Here is a 22,496-nt window from a genome sequence, read left to right on the forward strand (position 1 = left end):
GACCAGGCCGGGCCCGTGACGGGGCACGGCGCTCCGCCGGCGCGGGCCCGCACGCCCGTCGACCGGCGGTTCGAGGGGGCCGCACGGCGACGTGGTCCGTCGGCGGGCGGCCCGGGGATCAGTCGGCGATCCGGTACTCCTCCAGGAGTCGGCGTCCGACGATCATCTTCTGGATCTCCGCAGTACCTTCACCGATGAGCAGCATCGGGGCCTCGCGGTAGAGGCGCTCGATCTCGTACTCCTTGGAGAAGCCGTAGCCGCCGTGGATGCGGAAGGCGTCCTCGACGACCTCCTTGCAGTACTCGGAGGCGAGGTACTTGGCCATGCCGGCCTCGAGGTCGTTGCGCTCGCCGCTGTCCTTCTTGCGGGCGGCCATGACCATCATCTGGTGGGCGGCCTCGACCTTGGTGGCCATCTCGGCGAGCTTGAACTGGATCGCCTGGTGCTCGGCGATCTTCTTGCCGAAGGTGGAGCGCTGCTGGGCGTAGGAGATACCGAGCTCGAAGGCGCGGCGGGCGACGCCGCAGCCGCGGGCGGCGACGTTGACGCGGCCGACCTCGACGCCGTCCATCATCTGGTAGAAGCCGCGGCCCGGGACGCCGCCGAGGATGCGGTCGGCCGGGATGCGGACGTCCTGGAGGACCAGCTCGGTGGTGTCGACGCCCTTGTAGCCCATCTTCTCGATCTTGCCGGGCACGGTCAGGCCGGGAACCGTGGGGTTCGGGCCGAAACCGGCCTCCTTCTCGATCAGGAAGGTGGTCATGTTCTTGTACGGCGTGTTGCCGCCCTCGTCGGTCTTGCAGAGGACCGCGACCAGGGTGGAGGTGCCGCCGTTGGTGAGCCACATCTTCTGACCGTTGAGGACGTAGAACTCCCCGTCCCTGACGCCCTTGGTGGAGATGGCCGAAACGTCGGAGCCGAGGCCCGGCTCGGACATCGAGAAGGCGCCGCGGATCTCGCCGGCGGCCATCCTCGGCAGGAAGTGGTCCTTCTGCTCCTGGGTGCCGTGGGCGTTGATCATGTGCGCCACGATGAAGTGGGTGTTGACGATGCCGGAGACCGACATCCAGCCGCGGGCGATCTCCTCGACCACCAGGGCGTAGGTGAGCAGCGACTCGCCGAGGCCGCCGTACTCCTCGGGGATGGTGAGGCCGAACAGGCCGAGCTGCTTCATGCCCTCGACGATGGCGGTCGGGTACTCGTCCTTGTGCTCCAGCTCGGTCGCGACCGGAATGATCTCCTTGTCGACGAAATCCCGCACGGTGGCGAGGATGTCCCGCTGGATCTCGGTGAGGCCGTCGGTCTGTGCGAGGCGTCCCATCGTGCGGCTCCGGAAAGGTCTGAGGGGCTACGGAAAGTCGGGGATTCCCCCCCGGGGGGGGATTGCGGGGGCCCTGCCGGCGTGGCTGCGGCAGCAGGGCCCCCGGTACCGGGTGGGGCGCGGCCGATGACGGCGGCCTGCCCGTCCGGGGTCTCTCGAGGGGGCTCTCCGTCCGTGGAGGGAGAGCCCCCTATAGAGGGGAGAGGCCGAGAAGGTGGGGAGGGAGGGGCTCAGGAGAGCGGGGTCGGACGACCGGGCTGCTCGCCGCCGCGCTCCTTGATGTACGTCTCGGTCGGCACCATCACCTTGCGGCGGAAGACGCAGACGACCGTGCCGTCCTGCTTGTACCCCTTGGTCTCGACGTACACGATGCCGCGGTCGTCCTTGGACTTGGACGGCCACTTGTCGAGCACGGTGGTCTCGCCGTAGAGGGTGTCGCCGTGGAAGGTCGGTGCGACGTGCCGCAGCGACTCGATCTCCAGGTTGGCGATCGCCTTGCCGGAGACGTCCGGGACGGACATGCCGAGCAGCAGCGAGTAGATGTAGTTGCCCACCACGACGTTCCTGCCGAAGTCCGTCGTCATCTCCGCATAGTTGGTGTCCATGTGGAGCGGGTGGTGGTTCATGGTGAGCAGGCAGAAGAGGTGGTCGTCGTACTCGGTGACCGTCTTGCCGGGCCAGTGCTTGTAGACCGCGCCGACCTCGAACTCCTCGTAGGTGCGTCCGAACTGCATGCCGTGGGCCCTCAGCTTTCCGGGATCTCGAACTTGGTGGTGCGCTGCATGCCCGCGGCCCGGCCCTTGCCGGCGACGACCAGCGCCATCTTGCGGCTGGCCTCGTCGATCATCTCGTCGCCGAGCATGGCGGAGCCCTTGGCGCCGCCCGCCTCGGAGGTGCAGTAGTCGTACGCGTCGAGGATCAGCTCGGCGTGGTCGTAGTCCTCCTGCGAGGGCGAGTAGATCTCGTTCGCGGCGGCGACCTGGTCCGGGTGGAGCACCCACTTGCCGTCGAAGCCGAGGGCGGCCGAGCGGCGGGCGACCTCGCGGTAGCCCTCCTGGTTGCGGATCTGGAGGTACGGGCCGTCGATCGCCTGGAGGTCGTTGGCGCGGGCGGCCATCAGGATGCGCATCAGGATGTAGTGGTAGGCGTCGGCGTTGTAGCCGGGCGGCTGCTCGCCGACGACCAGCGACTTCATGTTGATGGAGGCCATGAAGTCGGCGGGGCCGAAGATGATGGTCTCCAGCCGGGGCGAGGCCTCGGCGATGGCGTCGACGTTGATCAGGCCCTTGGCGTTCTCGATCTGCGCCTCGATGCCGATCCGGCCGACCTCGAAGCCCATGGTCTTCTCGATCTGGGTGAGCAGCAGGTCGAGCGCCCTGACCTGCTCGGCGTCCTGCACCTTGGGCAGCATGATGCAGTCGAGGTTGGGGCCGGCGCCCTCGACCACGGTGATCACGTCGCGGTAGGTCCAGTGCGTGGTCCAGTCGTTGACGCGCACGACGAGGGTCTTGCCGCCCCAGTCGCCGTTGTTGAGCGCGTCGACGATGTTGTGGCGCGCGCTCTCCTTGACCAGCGGGGCGCAGGCGTCCTCCAGGTCGAGGAAGACCTGGTCGGCCGGCAGGCCCTGGGCCTTCTCCAGGAAGCGCGGGTTGCTGCCCGGCACGGCGAGACAGGAGCGGCGCGGGCGCAGACGGTTCACAGCAGTCATAAGAATCGAGGGTTCCTTCCCAGTGGTCAGCTGGTCAGCTGTTCAGTTCGTGGCCGCGGTCGGTGCGGGCGTCCACGGCTGGAGCTTGTTGGCCAGCCGGATCTCGTCCACGATCCGGCCGATGATGGTGGTGATGCCGAAGTCCTTCGGGGTGAACACGGCGGCGACGCCGGCGGCCTTGAGGGCCTCGCCGTCCGCTGCCGGGATGATGCCACCCACGATCACCGGGACATCCTCCACCCCGGCGCGGCGCAGCCGCTTCAGGACGTCGGGCACCAGCTCGCTGTGCGCGCCGGAGAGGATGGACAGGCCCACGCAGTGCACGTCCTCCGCGACGGCGGCGGAGACGATCTGCTCCGGGGTCAGCCGGATGCCCTGGTAGACCACCTCGAAGCCGGCGTCGCGGGCCCGGACGGCGATCTGCTCGGCACCGTTGGAGTGCCCGTCCAGGCCGGGCTTGCCGACCAGCAGGCGCAGCTTGCCGGCGCCCAGCTCCGCGGCGGTGGCGGCGACCGCGGCACGGACCTGCTCCAGCTCGCCGCCGGGCTCGGCGGCCACGGCGACGGGCGCGCCGCCGACGCCGGTGGGCGCGCGGTACTCGCCGAAGACCTCGCGCAGGGCGAAGGACCACTCGCCGGTGGTGACGCCGGCCCGGGCGCAGGCGAGCGTGGCCGGCATCAGATTGGTCCCGGTGGCGGCGACGGCCTTGAGCTCGGCCAGCGACGCCTGGGCGGCGGCCTCGTCGCGCTCGGCGCGCCAGGCCTCCAGGGCGGCGAGCACGGACCGCTCGGAGGCCGGGTCGACCACCATGATCGCGGTGTCGAGGTCGGCGGTGAGCGGGCTCGGCTCGGTGGTGTCGAAGCAGTTCACCCCGATGATCTTGTCCTCGCCGGACTCGATCCGGGCCCGGCGGGCGGCGTGCGAGGCGACCAGGTTGGACTTCAGGTAGCCGGACTCGACGGCCGGGATCACCCCGCCCATCTCCAGCACCTTGGCGATCTCCGCCTCGGCGCCGGCCAGCAGCTCGTCGGTCTTGGCCTCGATCACCTCGGAGCCGTTGAAGATGTCGCCGTACTCCAGCAGGTCCGACTCGTACGCCAGCACCTGCTGGATGCGCAGCGACCACTGCTGGTCCCAGGGCCGGGGCAGGCCGAGCGCCTCGTTCCAGGCGGGCAGCTGGACGGCACGCGCGCGGGCGTCCTTGGAGAGGGTGACGGCCAGCATCTCCAGGACGATCCGCTGGACGTTGTTCTCCGGCTGGGCCTCGGTCAGGCCGAGCGAGTTGACCTGGACGCCGTAGCGGAAGCGGCGCTGCTTGGGGTCGGTGACGCCGTAGCGCTCCAGGGTGACCTTCTCCCACAGCCGGGCGAAGGCGCGCATCTTGCACATCTCCTCGACGAAGCGCACGCCGGCGTTCACGAAGAAGGAGATCCGGGCGACCACCTCGCCCATCCGCTCGGCCGGCACCTGGCCGGAGTCGCGCACGGCGTCGAGCACCGAGATGGCGGTGCACATCGCGTAGGCGATCTCCTGGACGGGCGTGGCCCCGGCCTCCTGCAGGTGGTAGCTGCAGATGTTGATCGGGTTCCACTTGGGGATGTTACCGACCGTGTAGGCGATCATGTCGGTGATCAGCCGCACCGACGGGCCGGGCGGGAAGACGTGCGTCCCGCGCGACAGGTACTCCTTGACGATGTCGTTCTGGGTGGTGCCGGTGAGCTTGGCGACGTCCGCGCCCTGCTCCTCGGCGACCACCTGGTAGAGCGCCAGCAGCCACATCGCGGTGGCGTTGATCGTCATGGAGGTGTTGGTCCGTTCGAGCGGGATGCCGTCGAACAGGGTGCGCATGTCGCCGACGTGGCCGACCGGGACGCCGACCCGGCCGACCTCGCCGCGGGCGAGGACGTGGTCGGAGTCGTAGCCGGTCTGGGTCGGCAGGTCGAAGGCGACGGACAGGCCGGTCTGGCCCTTCGCCAGGTTCCGCCGGTAGAGCGCGTTGGAGTCGCTCGCGGTGGAGTGGCCGGCATAGGTGCGCATCAGCCAGGGCCGGTCGCGCTTCTGGGGCTCAGTCATCGGCGGGTCTCACACGTTCCTGAAGCGGTTGATGGCCGGCAGGTGCTTCTCGCGCAGCTCGGGGTCGGTGATGCCCAGGCCCGCCTCGGGGGCCAGGCAGAGCACGCCGACCTTGCCCTGGTGCTTGTTGTGGTGCACGTCCAGGGCGGCCTGGCCGGTCTCCTCCAGGGAGTAGACCTTGGACAGGGTCGGGTGGATCTTGCCCTTGGCGATCAGGCGGTTGGCCTCGAAGGCCTCGCGGTAGTTGGCGAAGTGCGAGCCGACGATCCGCTTGAGCGACATCCACAGGTACCGGTTGTCGTACTGGTGCATGTAGCCGGAGGTGGAGGCGCAGGTGACGATGGTGCCGCCCTTGCGGGTGACGTACACCGAGGCGCCGAAGGTCTCCCGGCCCGGGTGCTCGAAGACGATGTCCACGTCCTCGCCGCCGGTGAACTCGCGGATCTTCGCGCCCAGCCGCTTCCACTCGCGCGGGTCCTGGGTGTGCTCGTCCTTCCAGAACCGGTAGCCCTCGGCGGAGCGGTCGATGATCGCCTCGGCGCCCATGGCGCGGCAGATCTCGGCCTTCTGGTCGTTGGAGACCACGCAGATCGGGGTGGCGCCGCCGGCCAGCGCGTACTGGGTGGCGTACGAGCCGAGGCCGCCGCTGGCGCCCCAGATCAGCACGTTGTCGCCCTGCTTCATGCCGGCGCCGTTGCGCGAGACCAGCTGGCGGTAGGCGGTGGAGTTGACCAGACCGGGGGAGGCGGCCTCCTCCCAGGTGAGGTGCTTGGGCTTGGGCAGCAGCTGGTTGGTCTTCACCAGGGCCAGCTGGGCCAGGCCGCCGAAGTTGGTCTCGAAGCCCCAGATGCGCTGCTCCGGGTCCATCATCGTGTCGTTGTGGCCGTCCGCGGACTCCAGTTCGACCGAGAGGCAGTGCGCGACGACCTCGTCGCCCGGCTTCCAGGCGTTGACCCCGGCGCCGGTGCGCAGCACCACGCCGGCGAGGTCGGAGCCGACCACGTGGTACGGCAGGTCGTGGCGCTTGGTGAGCGGCGACAGCCGGCCGTAGCGCTCCAGGAAGCCGAAGGTGGAGACCGGCTCGAAGATCGAGCTCCAGACGGTGTTGTAGTTCACCGCGCTCGCCATGACGGCGACCAGGGCCTCGCCGGGGCCCAGCTCGGGCAGGGCGACCTCGTCGAGGTGAAGGGACTTCCGGGGGTCCTTGTCGCGGCTGTCGAGGCCCGCGAACATCTGCTCCTCGTCCTTGTGGAGCGTCACCGCGCGGTAGGACTCGGGGAGCTTGATCGCCGCGAAGTCCGCCGACGTGGTGTCGGTGCTGATGATCGCGTCGAGGATTTCCTGCATGGCTGCCTCCGAAGGCGTACCTGTGTGAGGGCACAGGGCGTCTGGGGGAGCCGGGAGCGGACACCGGCTTCGCTGAGGTGGGTGGTGGGCGGGTCAGACTGGGCACCCGGGGTGGACCGGGCCGTTCTGGCTCTGCTCCCGGGGTGTGGGAACGCCGGACGACGGCGCGCCGAGGTGGGGAGCCGCGGCGCCGCGACTGGTGAGTAACAAGGTAATGGCACCCTGTGCCACTCGTAAAGACACCGGGTGTCACGAATTCCGGCGGCCTCCGGGGCGGCGTGACGCGCGTTGCGCGGGCATGCGAAGGGCCCGCGCCGACTTCTCGGCGCGGGCCCTCGATACCCGCTCTGACCTGCGTGAATACTGCGCTTATGGCTCCCGGGCGCCACTCAGTGCGGCCCGGATGCTGTCCACCACGACCTCCAGTGGAGCGTCCGTCCGGGCGACTGTGATGAGCACCTCACCTCCGGGACTGGCACTCAGTGCGCTCTCCGCCCCGGTGTCCCCCGGGGTCCCATTGGCACCCGGTGCCACCACCGATCCCCGACGCCTGGCACCCGGCGCGCTGGCGGCCCAGAAGGTCCGCCGGATCACCTCGAAGGAGTGGTCCAGCTGCGCCTCCACGTCGCCCCGGCCGCCGGCCCGCAGCCAGCGCCGCAGCACGTGGTTGTGCGCCGCGACCACCGCCGCCGCCGAGACCTCGGCCAGCATCGAGTCGTCCTCGCCGCCGCGCTGCCAGCCGGACGGGATGGACTCGCCGGTGTCGAAGCGCCCCAGCAGGTAGCGGGTGAACAGCCGCTCGTAGCGGGCCACCACGGCGATCTCCCGCTCGCGCAGCGCCGGGACCTGACGGATCAGCTGGTACCGCGCGACCGACACCCCCGGGGTGGAGGCGTACATCCGCAGCACCTCCTTGATGCCGCGACAGACCACGTCCAGCGGGTGCTCCTCCGGCTCCGCACTGGCCAGCAGGTCGGCCACCCGCACCAGGGTGTCGTCGTGGTCCGGGAAGATCGCCTCCTCCTTGGACCGGAAGTACCGGAAGAAGGTGCGCCGGGCCACCCCGGCGGCGGCCGCGATCTGGTCGACCGTGGTCTCCTCGTAGCCCTGCGAGGCGAACAGCTCCATCGCGGCCGTGGCCAGGTCCTGGCGCATCTGCTGGCGCTGCGCCGCCGCCCGGCGGCTGCCCGGCCCGCCGTCCGGCCCGGTGCCCCCGGTCGAGGGGGCGGTCCGGCCGTCGCCGCCGTGCGGCCCGGCGGGGTGCTGCGGGGAGCTTGACTGAACCCGATCCATGTCCGGAACGCTACACGGCCCGGACGGCGCGGCCACGGCCCTTCCCCGCCGCACCGGTGCGACCGGACCGGTCACGGCCGGGCGGGGCCAGCGGGAGGACACCGTCCCGGGGCTCCAACCAGGGCGCGCGGAGGCCGCGGAGGGCGCGGATCCCTGCGGCGGGGCGCCGTTGCCGGAAGCCGCGCCGCCGTAGGGCTGCGTCCCGTGCGGTGGCGCCCCGTACGGCGGGGATCCCTGCGGCGGGGATCCGTACGGCTGTGCCGCGTGCGGTCCGGCCGGCGGCGCCCCGTACGGCGTCTCGTACGGGCCGCCCCCGGCCTGCGGCGTGGTCATCGGCGCGCGTGGTCGCGGAAGCCGCGGCCGGTCTTGCGGCCCAGGCAGCCCGCCGCGACCAGGTGCTCCAGCAGCGGCGCGGCGGCCAGGCCGGGCTCGCGGAACTCCTGGTGCAGCACCTGCTCGATCGTCAGCGAGACGTCCAGGCCGACCACGTCCAGCAGTTCGAACGGGCCCATCGGGTAGCCGCAGCCGAGCTTCATCGCGGTGTCGATGTCGTCCACCGTCGCGTAGTGCTCCTGGAGCATCCGCACCGCGTCGTTCAGGTAGGGGAAGAGCAGCGCGTTGACGATGAAGCCGGCCCGGTCGCCGCACTCCACCGGGTGCTTGCGGACCCCGGCGGTCAGCTCCAGCACGGTGGCGGTGACGTCCGGCGCGGTCAGCACGGTGGAGACCACCTCGACCAGCTTCATCGCCGGGGCCGGGTTGAAGAAGTGCATGCCGATCACGTCCTGCGGCCGCGAGGTGGCGGTCGCGCAGCTGATCACCGGCAGCGAGGAGGTGGTGGTGGCGAGCACCGCGCCAGGCCTGACGATCTTGTCCAGGGTGGCGAACAGCTCCCGCTTGACCGCCAGGTCCTCGGCGACCGCCTCGACCACCAGGTCCACCTCGGCCAGCTCGGCGTACTGGCCGACCGGGGTGACCAGCGCCAGTGCGGCGTCCCGCGCCCCGGCGGACAGCCGGCCCTTGGCCACCGAGCGCTCCAGCGACTTCGCCAGCTGCGCCTTGGCCTTCTCGGCCTTCTCCTGGCTGCGGGCGGCCAGCAGCACCGGGTGCCCGGCCTTGGCGAACACCTCGGCGATGCCGGTGGCCATCGTCCCCGAGCCGCAGACGCCGACGGTGCGCACCGGCCGGCCCGGCACCTTCGGCCGGGCCGGCCCGGTGGCCGCGTCCACGGCCCGGGACGAGCCCGGCGCCTCGTAGGTGTAGAAGCCGCGGCCGGTCTTGCGGCCCAGCAGCCCGGCGGCGACCAGCTGGCCGAGGATCGGGGCGGGCGCGTGCAGGCGGTCCCGGGACTGCTCGTACATCGCCTCCAGCACGGTGCGGGCGGTGTCGATGCCGATCAGGTCGAGCAGCGCCAGCGGGCCCATCGGCAGGCCGCAGCCGAGCCGCATCGCGGCGTCGATGTCCTCCCGCGACGCGTACTTGGACTCGAACATCGCGGCGGCCTGGTTCAGGTAGGCGAACAGCAGGCCGTTCACCACGAAGCCGGCCCGGTCGCCGGCCGCCACCGGCTCCTTGCCGAGGTCGCGGGCGAAGGCGGCGGCGTCCTCGGCGGTCCGCGGGGAGGTCAGTACGGTGCGGACCACCTCGACCAGCTTCATGCCGTGCACCGGGTTGAAGAAGTGCAGGCCGAGCACCCGCTCCGGACGGGAGGTCGCGGCGGCGATCCGGGTCACCGACAGCGCGGTGGTGCCGGTGGCCAGCACGGTGGCCTCCGGGCAGATCCGGTCCAGCTCGGCGAAGACCTCCCGCTTCAGCTCCAGCTGCTCGGGCACCTCCTCGATCACCAGGTCCGCCCCGGCGGCGGCCGCCAGTTCGTGGCCGACGGAGATCCGGGCCAGCAGCCCGGTGCGCTCCTCGGCGGTCAGCCGCTCCCGGTCGACCGCGTGCGCGGTGGCCTCCTCGATCCGGGCCAGTGCCCGGGCGGCCGAGTCCTCGGTGGCCTCGATGCCGATCACCCGGCGGCCGCTCTTGGCGACCGCCACCGCGACGCCGGCACCCATCGTGCCGAGGCCGACGACGGCGACAGTGGGGAAGGGACGCTCCATCTGTCCTGACTCCTAGTCATGAAGGGCCCACGCGTGCTCCGGCGGGCGCGCCGCCGCGCCCGGACGCGCGCCGGGGGCGGCCGCCGCCGGAGGAGGGTCCACGCGCGGGGGCTGGGGAGATGACGGGGTGCGGCGCATCCGGGCAGGGGCCGGTCCGCTCCGGCCGAACTGCGGGTGTGCCGTGGTGCTCAGGCGCTCGAAGGTGAAGGAAGCGGCTCTGATACGAGGAGGAACCCGGCCCGCCGCGGTCCGCGGCACCTGCCGGTGAAAGCGCACCGCGCGGGCGCCGGAGAAGCGGCGACCGCGGCCTGCCGCCGGTGCGGCTCCCGAAGCCCGGCGGAGGTGCGTGTCCGGCCACTGTAGCGAAGCTACTGATGAGTAGGAAGGGGGCGTGGGCGGAAAACCGTTCGGGGCCGCGGGCGGGCGTTCGCTAGGGTGATCGACGCGGGGGCGGCTCCGCGGCGTGCTTCCTTCTCACTCATCTGCAAAATGAACCCGAGTGCGCCCACTCTCCGCCCCCGCTTCGTCGTATCCACCGGGGGAAGAGCAGTGAAGAAGCAGAACGCCGTGGCGCCCGAGGCCGCACTGGACGCCTACCTGCTGCACCGCCACGGGATGGTCCGGGTCGAGCCCGGAGCCGGGCCCGACGAGCCCCTGCCGTGGTCCGCCCAGGGGCTGGTCGCCCTGGAGGCCGACCTCGTCCGGCGCGGCCACGTGCTCACCGCCCCGCTGCGCGCCGCGCTCGGCCGGCTGCGCCCGCTCGACCTCGCCGCGGCCGGCACCCGGCTGCTGCGCGGCATCGACGCGATGCTCGGCGCCGACCGCGGCCACACCCCGCTGTTCCGCCGCTTCCCCGAGGGCGTGCCCTCCCACGCCCACGCCGACTACTCCGCGCTCGTCCGCGGCCACCTCCTCTGCCAGGCGAGCCAGATCTGCCCGGTCTGCGAGCGCGACAGCCTGGAGGCCGGGATCGGCGCCCTCGCCCCCTGCGCCCACCTGCTGTGCGGCGACTGCTACCTGGAACTGGTCGAGAACGGCGGCGACCCCCACTGCCCGCTCTGCCGCACCCCGCTGGAGCGCAGGCGCCGCCTGTCCAACGACACCAGGGCCGCCCGCAACGCCGCCCGCGAACTGCGGGCCGGCCGGCAGCTCACGCCACTGCGCCAGGCCGGCCCCGAGGACGTGGGCCTCCTCGCCGCCACCGGGCTGGCCGCGCTGCTCGCCCGGCAGACCCCGCTGAGCCCGCAGGACCGCGAGGACCTCGCCCTGCTGCTCCACCACGCCCCGGACGACCCGGCCGGCTGGCTGCCCGCCGAGATCCCCGTCCGGGAGACCCGCGCCACCGTGCTGGCCGCCCTGCTGCACCGCGACCGGGAGGCCGCCCGGCCGCTGCTGGCCGCCCACCTCACCACCGCCACCGACGTCCTGCGGCTGATCTGGGCGTGGTCCGGCGCCGAGCCCGACCTGCTGCCCGAGACCGCCCGCACCCTGCGGCTGCGCAACCTGCCCCGCCCGCTGCGCCGCGACCTGCTCGCCGTCCTGGACGCGTTCCCGGTCGGCACCCTCGCCGAGGACCTGCGCCGCCACCGCGAGCCCTGGCTGCGGGCCGGCGAACTGCTGCACCCGTACGAGCACCGCGCCCGCTTCCCGTACGCGGCGGCCGCGTTCGCGGTGGTCCGGCAGAGCGATCTCGACCTCCACGGCCTCGGCGCGCTGCTGCGCGAGGCGCCCGCCCCGCTGCGGGTGAGCGAGACGCCCGGCGGCCACACCCGGCTGACCGTGGAGACCTTCGCCGCCCGGGTCGAGCGCGCCCTCGGGCAGGGCGACCTGCCCGCCGCCGTCCGGCTGCTGGCCGGCCGTCCGGGCGAACTGGTGCGCCGACTGCACCACCTGCTGCGGGTCCACGCCGCCTGGCTGCCCGGCGAACCGCTGCCCGCCGAACTCGCCGAGGCGCTGCCCGGCGCCCTGCGCGCCGTCGCCCCCGGCCCGCTGCTCGGCGCGTACGGACGGCTGCGCGCGCCGCGCGAGTACGGCGAGCGGCGGCTGTACTTCCCGCGCGGCCGGGTCGCCTCGGCGCACGCCCGGGCCGACCGGGGCACGCCCGTCCCGGCCGCTCTCAGCGCGCCCGTCTGCGCCCTGATCGAGGCCGAACTGCTGCGCCGGGCCGGGCGGTCGGCCCACGGGCCGGAGCGCTACCAGGTGGCCGTACTGGACGCCGCGCTGGCCGACCTGGTCGTCCCCTTCGCCGAGCGTGCCAGCGCCAAGACCCTGGTCGCCGTGCCGCGCGGCAGCGTGCAGCGGATCCCGGACGGGCAGCGGCTGCGGCTGTTCCTGCACTGGACGCAGCGCCCGCACCAGCGGGTGGACCTCGATCTGTCGGTCGCCTTCTACGACGAGGAGTGGCAGTTCGTCGGCCTGTGCGACTACACCCGGCTGGTCACCGGGCCGCGGGCCGCCGTCCACTCCGGGGACTACACCAGCGCCCCGCCGCCGCACGGCGCCACCGAGTTCGTCGACCTCGACCTGCCGGCGCTGGGCGAGGCCGGCGCCCGGTACGCCGTGGTGGTGGTGTTCAGCTACAACGACATCCCGTTCGAGGACCTCACCGACGCCTTCGCCGGATTCATGGCCCTGACCCCGTCCGAGGCGGCCCGGCAGCGCAAGAGCGGCTTCCACCCCAAGGGCGTCCGCCAGCGCCTCGACCTCGCCGGGGACGCCAGGATCTGCGTGCCGATGATCGTCGACCTGCGGCGCCGCGACTACACCTGGACCGACCTCAACGCGGGCGCCGGCAGCGGGTTCCACAACCTCGACCGGCACCACGCCAGGATCGGCTCGCTGGCCGCCGACGTCCTGACGCACTTCGCCCCCGGCTCCCGGGCCACCCTCTGGGACCTCGCCTGCGCCACCGCCGCGGCGGGCAGCGACGAGGTGCTGGTCCGCGACCGGACCGGCCGCGGGCTCGACGTCTACCGGCGGGGCGCGGACGAGCCGGTGAGCGCCTTCGCCGAACGGCTGCGCGCCCGCCACGAGAGCGACCGGCGCACCGAGCTGCCGCCGGACGACACCGCCCGGCTGATCGCCGAACGCCTCGACGGCGCCCGGGCGTTCGCCGCCCTGGTGCACGCCGACGTGCCCGCGCCGGCGGAGGCGCGCGGGACGCTCTACCGGCTCTACCCGGGCCCGACCGACGCCGCCCCGGACACCCTGGAGCGGATCACCGCGGGGGAGTGGACGGCCAGGTTCGCCCCGAACGGGTGAACGGGTGAACACGGCCGCCAAGAGGACCACCCGATAGGGGAGTTATCCGACCCCGACCGGCGGGGCAGCATGGGGACATGACCACCGGAACCGCCACCGCCGGCCCCACCGCGCCCGGTCCCGACGAGCCGCCCGTCACCGCCGAACGGCTCGCCGCCGCCGCCGCGGCGGCCGTCGCGCTGCCATCGCGCGCCGACCGGGCCGAGCGCGCCGAGAAGGCCGTCGACCGGCTGCGCACCGAGGCCGTCGAGGCGGTGGCCGTCACCTGGGTGGACAACGCCGGCATCACCCGGGTCAAGGCCGTGCCGCTCGGCGGTCTGCTGCACGCCGCGCAGTGGGGCGTCGGCACCGCGCCGTGCTTCGACGTGTTCCTCGCCGACGACGCGATCACCACCAGCGCGATCATCGGCGGTCCCACCGGGGACCTCAGGCTCTACCCGGACCTCGACCGGGTCGTTCCGCTGGCCGCCCAGCCCGGCTGGGCCTGGGCCCCGGGGGACAGGTACACCCAGGCCGGCGCCCCGCACCCCGGCTGCCAGCGGCTGTTCGCCCGCCGGGCGGAGGCCACGGCGGCCGCGCGCGGCCTGGGCCTCAAGGCCGGCATCGAGGTCGAGTGGACGGTCGCCCTGGCCGGCGCCCCGAAGGAGGACCCGCAGTACCCGACGCACGGCCCGGCGTACGGGATGCACCGGGTCACCGACCTCTCCGACTACCTGCGCGACGTCCTGCGAGCCCTCGGCCGGCAGGGGCTGACCGTCCTGCAGATCCACCCCGAGTACTCCCCGGGCCAGTTCGAGGTCTCGGTCGCCCCCGAGGGCCCGGTCGCCGCCGCCGACACCTCCGTCCTGGTCCGGCACACCGTCCGGGCCGTCTCCGCCCGGCACGGCCTGCGGGTCTCCTTCGCCCCGGTGGTCGAGACCGGCGGCGTCGGCAACGGCGGGCACCTGCACCTCAGCCTCTGGCGCGACGGGCGCAACCTCGGCCACGGCGGCCCCGGTCCGCACGGCCTGACGGCCGAGGCCGAGGGCTTCCTCGCCGGGGTGCTGGACGCGCTGCCCGAACTGCTGGTGCTGGGCTGCTCCAGCCCGGCCGGGTACCTGCGGCTGGTGCCCTCGCACTGGGCCGGCGCCTACCAGTGCTGGGGTCTGGAGAACCGCGAGGCCGCGTTGCGCCTGGTGACCGGCTCCACCGGGGAGCGGGCCGCCGCGGCCAACGCCGAGGTCAAGTGCTTCGACGCCAGCGCCAACCCGTACCTGGCGGTCGGCGGGGTGATCGCCGCCGGTCTCGCCGGGCTGGACCAGCGCCGCGCGCTGCCACCGGAGTTCACCGGGGATCCGGCGGCCGCCGAGCCCGGCACGGTGCCCCGGCTGCCGGCGGGCCCGGCCGAGGCGATCGCCGCGTACGAGCGCTCCGCGGTGCTGCGCGAGGCGCTCGGCGAGCCGCTCTACCAGGCGGTGCTGGCGGTGCGACGGGCGGAGCAGGAGCAGTACGCGGCCGTCACTCCCGAGGAGTTGGTCATGGCCACCCGCTGGCGGTACTGAAGGGTGGCCCGGCCGGGGGCGCCCGCGCTGGTCGACCATCACTGCCACAGCGTGGTGGCGGCCGAGCTCACCGACGAGGCCCTGGCCGGGCTGCTCACCGAGTCCGACCGGCCGCCCGCTCCCGGCTGTTCGCCCTTCGACAGCGCGCTGGGCCTCGCGGTGCGGCGCTGGTGCCCGCCCGTGCTCGGCCTGCCGGTGCACGCCCCGGCCGCCGACTACCTGGCCCGGCGGCGGGAGTTGGGCGCGGCCGAGGCCACCGGGCGACTGCTGGCGGCGGCCGGCCTGGACACCTGCCTGGTGGACACCGGGCTGGCCACCGCCGCCGGCCACGAGCTGCTGCCGCTGGCCGAACTCGCCGCGGCCACCGGGGCGTCGGTGCGCGAGGTGGTCCGGCTGGAGTCGGTCGCCGAGACGGTGACGGCCGGCGCCGGGGACTGGCCGCGGGCCGTCGCACAGGCGCTCGCGTCGGCCGCGGCCGGGGCCGTCGCGGTCAAGTCGGTGCTCGCCTACCGGCACGGTCTGGCCGCGCCCGCCGAACGCCCCGCCGCCGCGGCCGTGGTGGCCGCGGCCGGCGCCCACCTGCGCGGCGGGCGGGGCCGGCTGACCGACCCGGTGCTGCTGCACCACCTGCTCTGGACGGCGGTGGACGTCTGCGCCGAGCTCGGCCTGCCGCTCCAACTCCACACCGGCTTCGGCGATCCGGACCTCACCCTGCACCGGGCCGACCCGTCGCTGCTGACGGACTTCGTGCGGGCCGCCGAGCCCAGCGGCGTCCCGCTGGTGCTGCTGCACGGGTACCCGTACCACCGGCAGGCCGCCTGGCTGGCCCAGGCCTTCCCGACGGTGTACACCGACCTCGGGCTCACCGCCTCCTACACCGGGCCGCGGGTGGCCGCGGTGCTGGGCGAGATGCTGGAGCTGGCCCCGTTCGGCAAATTGCTGTTCTCCACCGACGCCTACGGGCTGCCCGAACTTTATTTGGTGGGCACCTGTCAGTTCCGGTACGGACTGGGTGCGGTGCTCGCGGACTGGCGTGCCGACGGCGCCTGCTCCGCGGCCGATGCCGGGCGGGTGGCGCGGCTGCTCGCGGCCGACAACGCGCGTCGGCTGTACGCGTTGTAGGGGTGCGATCCGTCCTGGTGGTGGATGCCGTGACGGGTGTGGCGGCACGTCGGCGAACCATCACTTTTTAACACTCTTGACCTCTGTTTCCTTGTTGACCGCCGGGCGGCGGTAACCCCTGTTCCTGGTCAAGATGTGACGATTAGATGACTACCCCTTGCGCTTATAACCAAATATTCATTAGCGTCCCGGTCATTCCCAAGCGCACCTGCCCACCGCAGCTGCCGCCTGACGCCTCGGGAGGCCAACCCTCATGCGTGTTCCTCGGATCAGCCGTACCCGGTACGCGGCCGTGGGCGTCGTGCTCGCCACCGCCGGTGCCCTCGCGCTGCCGGCCGGCACCGCCGTCGCGGCTCCCGCGGCCGACTCGACGACCGGTCCGCTGATGAGCTACGTCGTCAACACCAAGGCCAACCACGGCCAGGTGCAGAAGGTCGAGAAGGCCATCACCGGCCTCGGCGGCACCGTCGTCCAGTCCTACGAGCAGGTCGGCGTCGTCGTCGCCCGCTCGAACGACACCAAGTTCGCCGAGAAGCTGCGCCTGGCCAAGGGCGTCGACTCGGTCGGCGCCAGCCGCACCAAGGGCATCCAGGCCTCCGACCAGGGCAAGGCCGAGGTCGCCACCGAGTCGGCCGCCGTGGCGGCCGCCCCGGGTGAGGACCCCGACGAGGCCTACCAGTGGGACATGCGTCAGATCGGTGCCGACAAGGCCCACAAGATCTCGCTCGGCAGCCGCAACGTCACCGTCGGCGTGCTGGACTCCGGCATCGACGCCACCCACGAGGACCTGGCCGCCAACGTGGACGCCTCGCAGTCGGTCTCCTGCATCGACGGCAAGACGAACACCGACTGGAAGGCCTGGCAGCCGACCACCAGCGACCACGGCACCCACGTGGCCGGCACCATCGGCGCCGCCAAGAACGGCAAGGGCATCGTCGGCGTCGCGCCGAACGTGAAGCTGGCCGCCGTCAAGGTCGTCGACGACGGCGGGTTCATCTACCCGGAGAACGCGGTCTGCGGCTTCGTCTGGGCCGGCGAGCACGGCTTCAAGGTCACGAACAACAGCTACTTCGTCGACCCGTGGATGTTCAACTGCAAGACGGACAAGGACCAGGCGGCCATCTCGGACGCCGTCCGCAAGGCCGTCGCCTTCTCGCAGCGCAAGGGCGTGCTCAACATCGCCGCCGCCGGCAACGAGAACATCGACCTGGCGCACAAGACCGTCGACGTGGCCAGCCCGGACGACACCACCCCCGGCACCCGCCCGGTCACCAACGACTGCCTGTCGCTGCCGACCGAGCTGCCCGGCGTCGTGGCCGTCTCCGCGGTCGGCTCCGACGGCGTCAAGGCGTACTACTCCAGCTACGGCAAGGGCGTTGTGTCCGTCACCGCGCCGGGTGGCGACCGCCGCTTCCAGTTCCCGAACACCCCGGACAAGGACGGCCGCATCCGGTCGACCATCCCCGGTGGCAAGTACGGCTACATGCAGGGCACCTCGATGGCCACCCCGCACGTCGCCGGCGTGGCCGCGCTGCTCGCCAGCACCTTCCCGTGGGCCAGCCCGGACGAGCTGACCGAGCTGCTGACCACCCACGCCGAGTCCGTCCCGTGCCCGAAGGGCGAGTTCAACCCGGGCGGTGCCGGCACCTGGAAGGCCACCTGCGAGGGCGGCGCGGACGACAACGGCTTCTACGGCGCGGGCCTGGTCAACGCCGAGAAGGCGGTCCAGTGGTGGCGCTGACGCGCTGACCGCGGACAGCACTGAACAGTAGAGCCGGGGAGCGGGACCACTGGGTCCCGCTCCCCGGCCGCGTTCGCGCACCGGCCGGTCGCGGGTGATCGCCCTTCGGTCGCTGTTCGGTCGCATTCGAGCACCAGGGCACCGCGGCACCGCGGCGCCGGAGTGCCGGAGCACCGGCCGCGGTCGCCCCGCGCCCGACCCGACGAAGAACTACCGCTCCTCGTCGAAGTGGTGCTCCCAGACCGTCTCCACCGACGGCTTGCCGTGCAGGTCCGGCACCTCCTGGAGCCAGGCCGGCCGCCCCGCCCTGGTCCGGGCCGCCCGCCGCCGCTCCGCCTCGCGCAGCTGCTCGGGCGTGGCGAAGCCCTCCGGCAGCCACTCCTCGGAGAGCACCACCCGGGCGGCCAGGTGCGTGACGTAGGCGTGCCGGACGGCGTCCACCGAGTCGAAGCCGGGCTCGCCGGCCAGCCACTCGTCCGGGACCAGCGCCACGACCTCCTCCAGCAGCGGCACGGTGACCAGCGGCCCGAGCTCCTCGTCGGCCAGCCGGACGTCCGGGGCCGAGCCGCCGAGCGCGTGGGCGCTGAGGTCGTACCGCTTGCCGACCGCCGCCCCGGCCCCCGCCCAGCGGTGGTGGAAGATCAGCGCGGCGCCGTTGTCGATCAGCCAGAGCCGCCCGTGCCAGACCACCAGGTTGGGGTTGTGCACGGTGCGGTCGACGTTGCCGGTCAGGGCGTCCAGCCAGACCACCCGGCCGGCCTCGGCGGAGTCCACCGCGATCATCCCCGGCGTGAAGTCCCGCGCGCCGGGCAGCAGGTCCATCCCGAGGTTGAGGCCGGCGCTGGCCTTGAGCATGTCCTGGATCTCGGTGTCCGGCTCCTGGGCGGCGACGGCCGGGTCGAAGTCCACCAGCCGCAGCTCCGGCACCCGCAGGCCCAGCCGCCGGGCCAGCTCGCCCACGATCACTTCGGCGATCAGCGCCTTGCGGCCCTGCGCGGCCCCGGTGAACTTGACCACGTACGTTCCCAGGTCGTCGGTCTCCACCACGCCGGGGACGGAGCCGCCGGCCCGCAGCGGATCGACGTAGCGCACGGCAGTCACCAGATCGAGCACACCGGCCACCCTATCCCGCCGCGTCGCGGGCGTGAGCCTGTGATTGGCTTGCCGGACAGAGCGGTTCCCACCGGATGAGGAGAGCAAGGTCATGGGACAGGTGCAGGCCACCACGGAGCGGGTCTACGACGCGGCCCCCGAGCGGGTGTACGAGGCGCTGGCCGACTACCAGGTGACCCGCCCGAAGCTGCTGCCCGCGCAGTACAGCGAGTACGAGGTGCGGGTCGGCGGCACCGGTGCCGGCACCCAGGTGCACTGGCGGCTCCAGGCCACCGAGAAGCGGGTGCGCGACTGCCTCTTCACCGTCTCCGCGCCCGAGCCCGACCAGCTGGTGGAGAAGGACGCCAACTCCAGCATGGTGATCACCTGGACGGTCTCGGCCGTCGGCGAGGGCCGCTCCAAGGTCACCGTGATCGCCACCTGGCAGGGCGCGACCGGCATCGGCGGCTTCTTCGAGCGCACCTTCGCCCCGAAGGGCCTCAACCGGATCCACGACCAGGTGCTGGCCAACCTGGCCGCCGAGGTCCGCTGAGCCTGAGCCCGCTCAGGGACCACCGGGACCTCCCGAGAACCGCTGCGGCCGCCGAGGGCCGCCGCGGCCGTCCGGCCCCCGCCGGAATCGCCAACCGCGCGATTCGCGCGCGTGGATCCATCGAAGCGCTCGAATCGCCTGCCGATTCGAGCGCTTCGGTCTCCCGTACGAGCAGAAAGCCGTACGGGTGGCCGAACCGCCACCTGCGGGTGACGAGAGCCGCCCGGAACCGGCGAGCCACCCTAGGCTCGCCGCCGTGCATATGACGATCCTTCACATTTCACAGCCGGTGGACGGCGGGGTCGCCCGCGTCGTCGCCGATCTGGTCAGGGGCCAGCGGGAGGCCGGCCACCGGGTCATGGTCGCCTGCCCGCGCGGTGGGCGGCTGGCCGGGGAGGCCGCCGCGGTGGGCGCGCTGGTCCAGGACTGGCCCGCGCGGCGCTCGCCCGGCCCGGGCACCCCCGCCGAGGCCTGGCGGCTGCGCCGGATCGTCCGGGCGGCGGCGCCCGACGTGGTCCACCTGCACAGCGCCAAGGCCGGGCTGGCGGGCCGGCTCGCGGTGCGCGGCGCGGTGCCGACCGTCTTCCAGCCGCACGCCTGGTCGTTCGCCGCCGTCGACGGTGCGCTGGGCGCCGCCACCCTGCGCTGGGAGCGGTTCGCGACCCGCTGGGCGCACCGGGTGCTGTGCGTCAGTGTCCAGGAGCGGGCCGACGGCGTGGCGGCGGGGGTGCACGCCGACTGGGCGGTGGTGCCCAACGGCGTGGACGTGCGCCACTACGCGCCCGCCGACCGCCGCGCCGCCCGGATCGCGCTCGGTCTGGACCTGGACGCCCCGCTCGCGGTGTGCGTCGGGCGGCTGTGCCGGCAGAAGGGCCAGGACGTGCTGCTGGCCGCCTGGCCGGAGGTGCTGCGCCGGGTGCCGCGGGCCCGGCTGGCGCTGGTCGGCGGCGGGCCGGAGGAGCAGCGGGTGGCGGAGCTGGTCCGGCAGACCGCCGAGCCCGCCCGGATCCGGCTGGTCGGGGACGTGCCGGATCCGCGCCCGTGGCTGGCGGCGGCCGATCTGGTGGTGCTGCCCTCGCGCTGGGAGGGGATGGCGCTGGCCCCGCTGGAGGCGATGGCGGCCGCCCGTCCGGTGCTGCTGACCGATGTGCCCGGTGCCCGGGAGTGCCTGCCGCCGTCCGAGCTCGCGCGGGCGGTGGTCCCGCCCGAGGACGCGCGGGCCCTCGCCGCCCGAATGGGGGACGCGCTGTCCGATTCGATCGAATGCGAGCGCCGCGGTGCCCGGTTGCGCGACCACGTGATCGGTCGGCACGACGTGCGCACCGTGGTCGAACAGGTGGACGTTCTCTACCGTCACCTGCTGGGTGCGGGCCCGGCGTCGGGGCGCCGCCGGGCCCGTGTCCCAGAGCGGATCTGATCGTTTCACATGCCGTGAACGCCCGCCGTTTCCGGTGTTGTCGTATTCGCACCCTCAACTGGATGCGGAGGCGAGGCATTAAATCCGAAATACCTATTAATGGGCGGCTGGAATGAATCGGCAAGTCAACTTCCGCTCCGTACGGCCCGGTTCTGTATTGTCGGATTTTGCCTGCTTCGTTCTGATTTCATGCCGGGAATTCACGGCTGAGCTCCGTGCGACCGACTCCTTCGTGACCGGTTCCTTCGCAATCGGCCCCGCCACCGGACATCCGGAAGCCGCCAGCGGCAGCAGGCGCTGTCAGGACCGCGCCCACCGGGCCGGGACGGCAGCCCCGCGCCAGCCGGTGCCGGGGCACCGTCACCCCGGGCACACAGCAGGGGAGATCGTGCGCTGATGACCATTGACCACGACAGTGTGCCGCGCTCGGGAGGGCCCCTCTCCGGTCCCCGCCGGCCCGGTACCGGGCTGCTCGACCGGCCGGCGGGAGCGGCGCGCCCTGGGGTGGTCACGTCGCCGCGCCGGCCCCGCGGGGCGGTCCGCTCCCGGCTGGCCCTGTCGCTCGCCCTGGTCCAGGCCGACATCATCGCGCTGTGCTCCGCCGGCGGCATCGCCAACCACGCCGTCGACCCCGCCGCCCCGCTCGACCCCCTGCTCGGCGTCCCCGCCGTCCTGCCCCTGCTGCTCCTGCTCAACCTGGCCGGCGGCCTCTACCGCTCCCGGCTCACCCTCTCCGTCCTGGACGAACTGCCCGCCCTCACCGCCCGGGCCGTGGTCGCCACCGCCTTCGCCGTCACCCTGTCCGGCTGCCTCGACGGCCGCTGGCCCGACTGCGGCCCGGCCAGCCCCGCCCGGCTCACCGTCCTGCTCGGCGCCCAGCTGCTGATCGCCGCCGTCGGCCGCGCCGTCCTCTACCACCTGGTCCGGCGGATCCGCCGCAGCCGCCCCAGCCCCGTCCTGGTGCTCGGCGCCGGCCGGCTCGGCCGCCGGGTCGCCACCGCCCTGCGCGAGCACGGCGAGTACGGGATGCGCCCGGTCGGCTTCCTCGACGCCGACCCGCCGCTGCTGCCCGGCGGCACCGACCTGCCCGTCCTCGGCGGCCGCGAGGCACTGGAACGCGAAGTGCGCCGGCACGGTGTCCAGCAGGTGGTCGCCACCGCCGGCGCCGCCGACGAGGCCGAGACCGCCGCGACCCTGCGCGACGCCGCCCGGCTCGGCTGCCAGGTCTGGCTGGTGCCCGCGCTGCGCGAGTACGGCTCGCTGCCCGCCACCCCGGTCACCGGCGGCGACCACCTGTGGGGCTTCCCCTGTCTGCGGGTCGGCCGCCCCGCGCGGCGCCGCCCCGGCTGGGCCGTCAAGCGCGCCCTGGACGTCACCGCCGCCACCGTCGGCCTGCTGCTGCTCGCCCCCGTCCTGGTGCTCTGCGCGCTCGCCGTCCGCTTCGACACCGGCCCCGGCGTGCTCTTCCGCCAGCAGCGCACCGGCCTGGACGGCAGGGTCTTCACCGTCCTCAAGTTCCGCACCCTGCGCCCGAGCAACGAGCACGAGTCGGCCACCCGCTGGAACATCTCCCAGGACCACCGGATGGGCACCGTCGGCCGGCTGCTGCGCAAGAGCTCGCTGGACGAGCTGCCCCAGCTGTGGAACGTCCTGCGCGGCGACATGAGCCTGGTCGGCCCGCGTCCCGAACGGCCGTACTTCGTCATGAGGTTCGGCCAGGCCTACCCCGAGTACGCCGACCGCCACCGGGTCCCGGTCGGCCTCACCGGCCTGGCCCAGGTCAACGGTCTGCGCGGGGACACCTCCATCGAGGACCGGGCCCGCTTCGACAACCGCTACATCGAGAGCTGGAGCCTCTGGCAGGACGTCAAGATCCTGTGCCGCACGGCGGCCCTGATGCTCCACCCGGACGGGAGCTGACC

At 73.2% G+C, this 22,496-nt stretch carries 15 protein-coding genes; 7 read left to right on the forward strand and 8 right to left on the reverse strand.

The features are described from left to right. Nucleotides 1-118: 118 nt before the first annotated feature. The 7 genes from ACZ6EM_RS16360 to ACZ6EM_RS16390 form a co-directional block, all read right to left on the reverse strand. On the reverse strand, nucleotides 119-1,321 hold the full coding sequence (locus tag ACZ6EM_RS16360; RefSeq protein WP_465772591.1) for an acyl-CoA dehydrogenase family protein: 1,203 nt from the start codon (nucleotides 1,319-1,321) through the stop codon (nucleotides 119-121). Nucleotides 1,322-1,551: 230 nt separating this feature from the next. Next, entirely contained in the window at nucleotides 1,552-2,055 is a 504-nt protein-coding gene (locus tag ACZ6EM_RS16365; RefSeq protein WP_452178521.1) for a MaoC family dehydratase, read from the reverse strand. Between the two features lie 11 nt (nucleotides 2,056-2,066). Beyond that, nucleotides 2,067-3,029, reverse strand: a complete 963-nt coding sequence (locus tag ACZ6EM_RS16370; protein WP_465772592.1) for an HpcH/HpaI aldolase/citrate lyase family protein — start codon at nucleotides 3,027-3,029, stop codon at nucleotides 2,067-2,069. Nucleotides 3,030-3,071: 42 nt separating this feature from the next. Further along, nucleotides 3,072-5,102, reverse strand: a complete 2,031-nt coding sequence (locus ACZ6EM_RS16375; RefSeq protein ID WP_401052876.1) for a protein meaA — start codon at nucleotides 5,100-5,102, stop codon at nucleotides 3,072-3,074. 9 nt (nucleotides 5,103-5,111) lie between these two features. After that, complete coding sequence (gene ccrA / locus ACZ6EM_RS16380; protein ID WP_465772593.1) at nucleotides 5,112-6,449, reverse strand: crotonyl-CoA carboxylase/reductase; 1,338 nt, start codon at nucleotides 6,447-6,449, stop codon at nucleotides 5,112-5,114. Nucleotides 6,450-6,818: 369 nt separating this feature from the next. After that, the gene (locus ACZ6EM_RS16385) at nucleotides 6,819-7,742 is read right to left on the reverse strand and encodes a TetR family transcriptional regulator (RefSeq protein WP_465772594.1); all 924 of its coding nucleotides are present in this window, start codon (nucleotides 7,740-7,742) and stop codon (nucleotides 6,819-6,821) included. A gap of 329 nt (nucleotides 7,743-8,071) precedes the next feature. Beyond that, entirely contained in the window at nucleotides 8,072-9,847 is a 1,776-nt protein-coding gene (locus ACZ6EM_RS16390) for a 3-hydroxyacyl-CoA dehydrogenase family protein (RefSeq protein WP_387685807.1), read from the reverse strand. Between the two features lie 549 nt (nucleotides 9,848-10,396). Between ACZ6EM_RS16390 and ACZ6EM_RS16395 the strand changes: the two genes are divergently transcribed. The 4 genes from ACZ6EM_RS16395 to ACZ6EM_RS16410 all read left to right on the forward strand — a co-directional run bounded on the left by ACZ6EM_RS16395 (nucleotide 10,397) and on the right by ACZ6EM_RS16410 (nucleotide 17,512). After that, on the forward strand, nucleotides 10,397-13,108 hold the full coding sequence (locus ACZ6EM_RS16395; RefSeq protein ID WP_465772595.1) for an MXAN_6230/SCO0854 family RING domain-containing protein: 2,712 nt from the start codon (nucleotides 10,397-10,399) through the stop codon (nucleotides 13,106-13,108). 77 nt (nucleotides 13,109-13,185) lie between these two features. Continuing rightward, nucleotides 13,186-14,649 (forward strand): type I glutamate--ammonia ligase, encoded by a 1,464-nt coding sequence (locus ACZ6EM_RS16400; protein WP_465772596.1) that lies wholly within the window; start codon nucleotides 13,186-13,188, stop codon nucleotides 14,647-14,649. Nucleotides 14,650-14,652: 3 nt separating this feature from the next. Next, nucleotides 14,653-15,771: an amidohydrolase family protein gene (locus tag ACZ6EM_RS16405; protein ID WP_465772597.1), complete on the forward strand. Its 1,119-nt coding sequence runs from the start codon at nucleotides 14,653-14,655 to the stop codon at nucleotides 15,769-15,771. A gap of 253 nt (nucleotides 15,772-16,024) precedes the next feature. Next, entirely contained in the window at nucleotides 16,025-17,512 is a 1,488-nt protein-coding gene (locus ACZ6EM_RS16410; protein ID WP_401049560.1) for a S8 family peptidase, read from the forward strand. A gap of 210 nt (nucleotides 17,513-17,722) precedes the next feature. Here ACZ6EM_RS16410 and ACZ6EM_RS16415 read toward each other — a convergent pair whose 3' ends face one another. Beyond that, entirely contained in the window at nucleotides 17,723-18,625 is a 903-nt protein-coding gene (locus ACZ6EM_RS16415; RefSeq protein ID WP_452178515.1) for a HipA family kinase, read from the reverse strand. A gap of 91 nt (nucleotides 18,626-18,716) precedes the next feature. Here ACZ6EM_RS16415 and ACZ6EM_RS16420 point away from each other — a divergent pair, with 91 nt between their 5' ends. The 3 genes from ACZ6EM_RS16420 to ACZ6EM_RS16430 all read left to right on the forward strand — a co-directional run bounded on the left by ACZ6EM_RS16420 (nucleotide 18,717) and on the right by ACZ6EM_RS16430 (nucleotide 22,494). Beyond that, nucleotides 18,717-19,157 carry an SRPBCC family protein gene (locus ACZ6EM_RS16420; protein ID WP_452178514.1) on the forward strand — a complete coding sequence of 147 codons (441 nt, stop codon included), beginning with the start codon at nucleotides 18,717-18,719 and terminating at the stop codon, nucleotides 19,155-19,157. Between the two features lie 262 nt (nucleotides 19,158-19,419). After that, complete coding sequence (locus ACZ6EM_RS16425; protein ID WP_380353155.1) at nucleotides 19,420-20,574, forward strand: glycosyltransferase; 1,155 nt, start codon at nucleotides 19,420-19,422, stop codon at nucleotides 20,572-20,574. A gap of 396 nt (nucleotides 20,575-20,970) precedes the next feature. Then, nucleotides 20,971-22,494, forward strand: coding sequence for a sugar transferase (locus ACZ6EM_RS16430; RefSeq protein WP_465772598.1), 1,524 nt, complete (start codon nucleotides 20,971-20,973; stop codon nucleotides 22,492-22,494). Nucleotides 22,495-22,496 lie beyond the last annotated feature (2 nt).

It is taken from the genome of Kitasatospora sp. NPDC041917 (assembly GCF_055589745.1).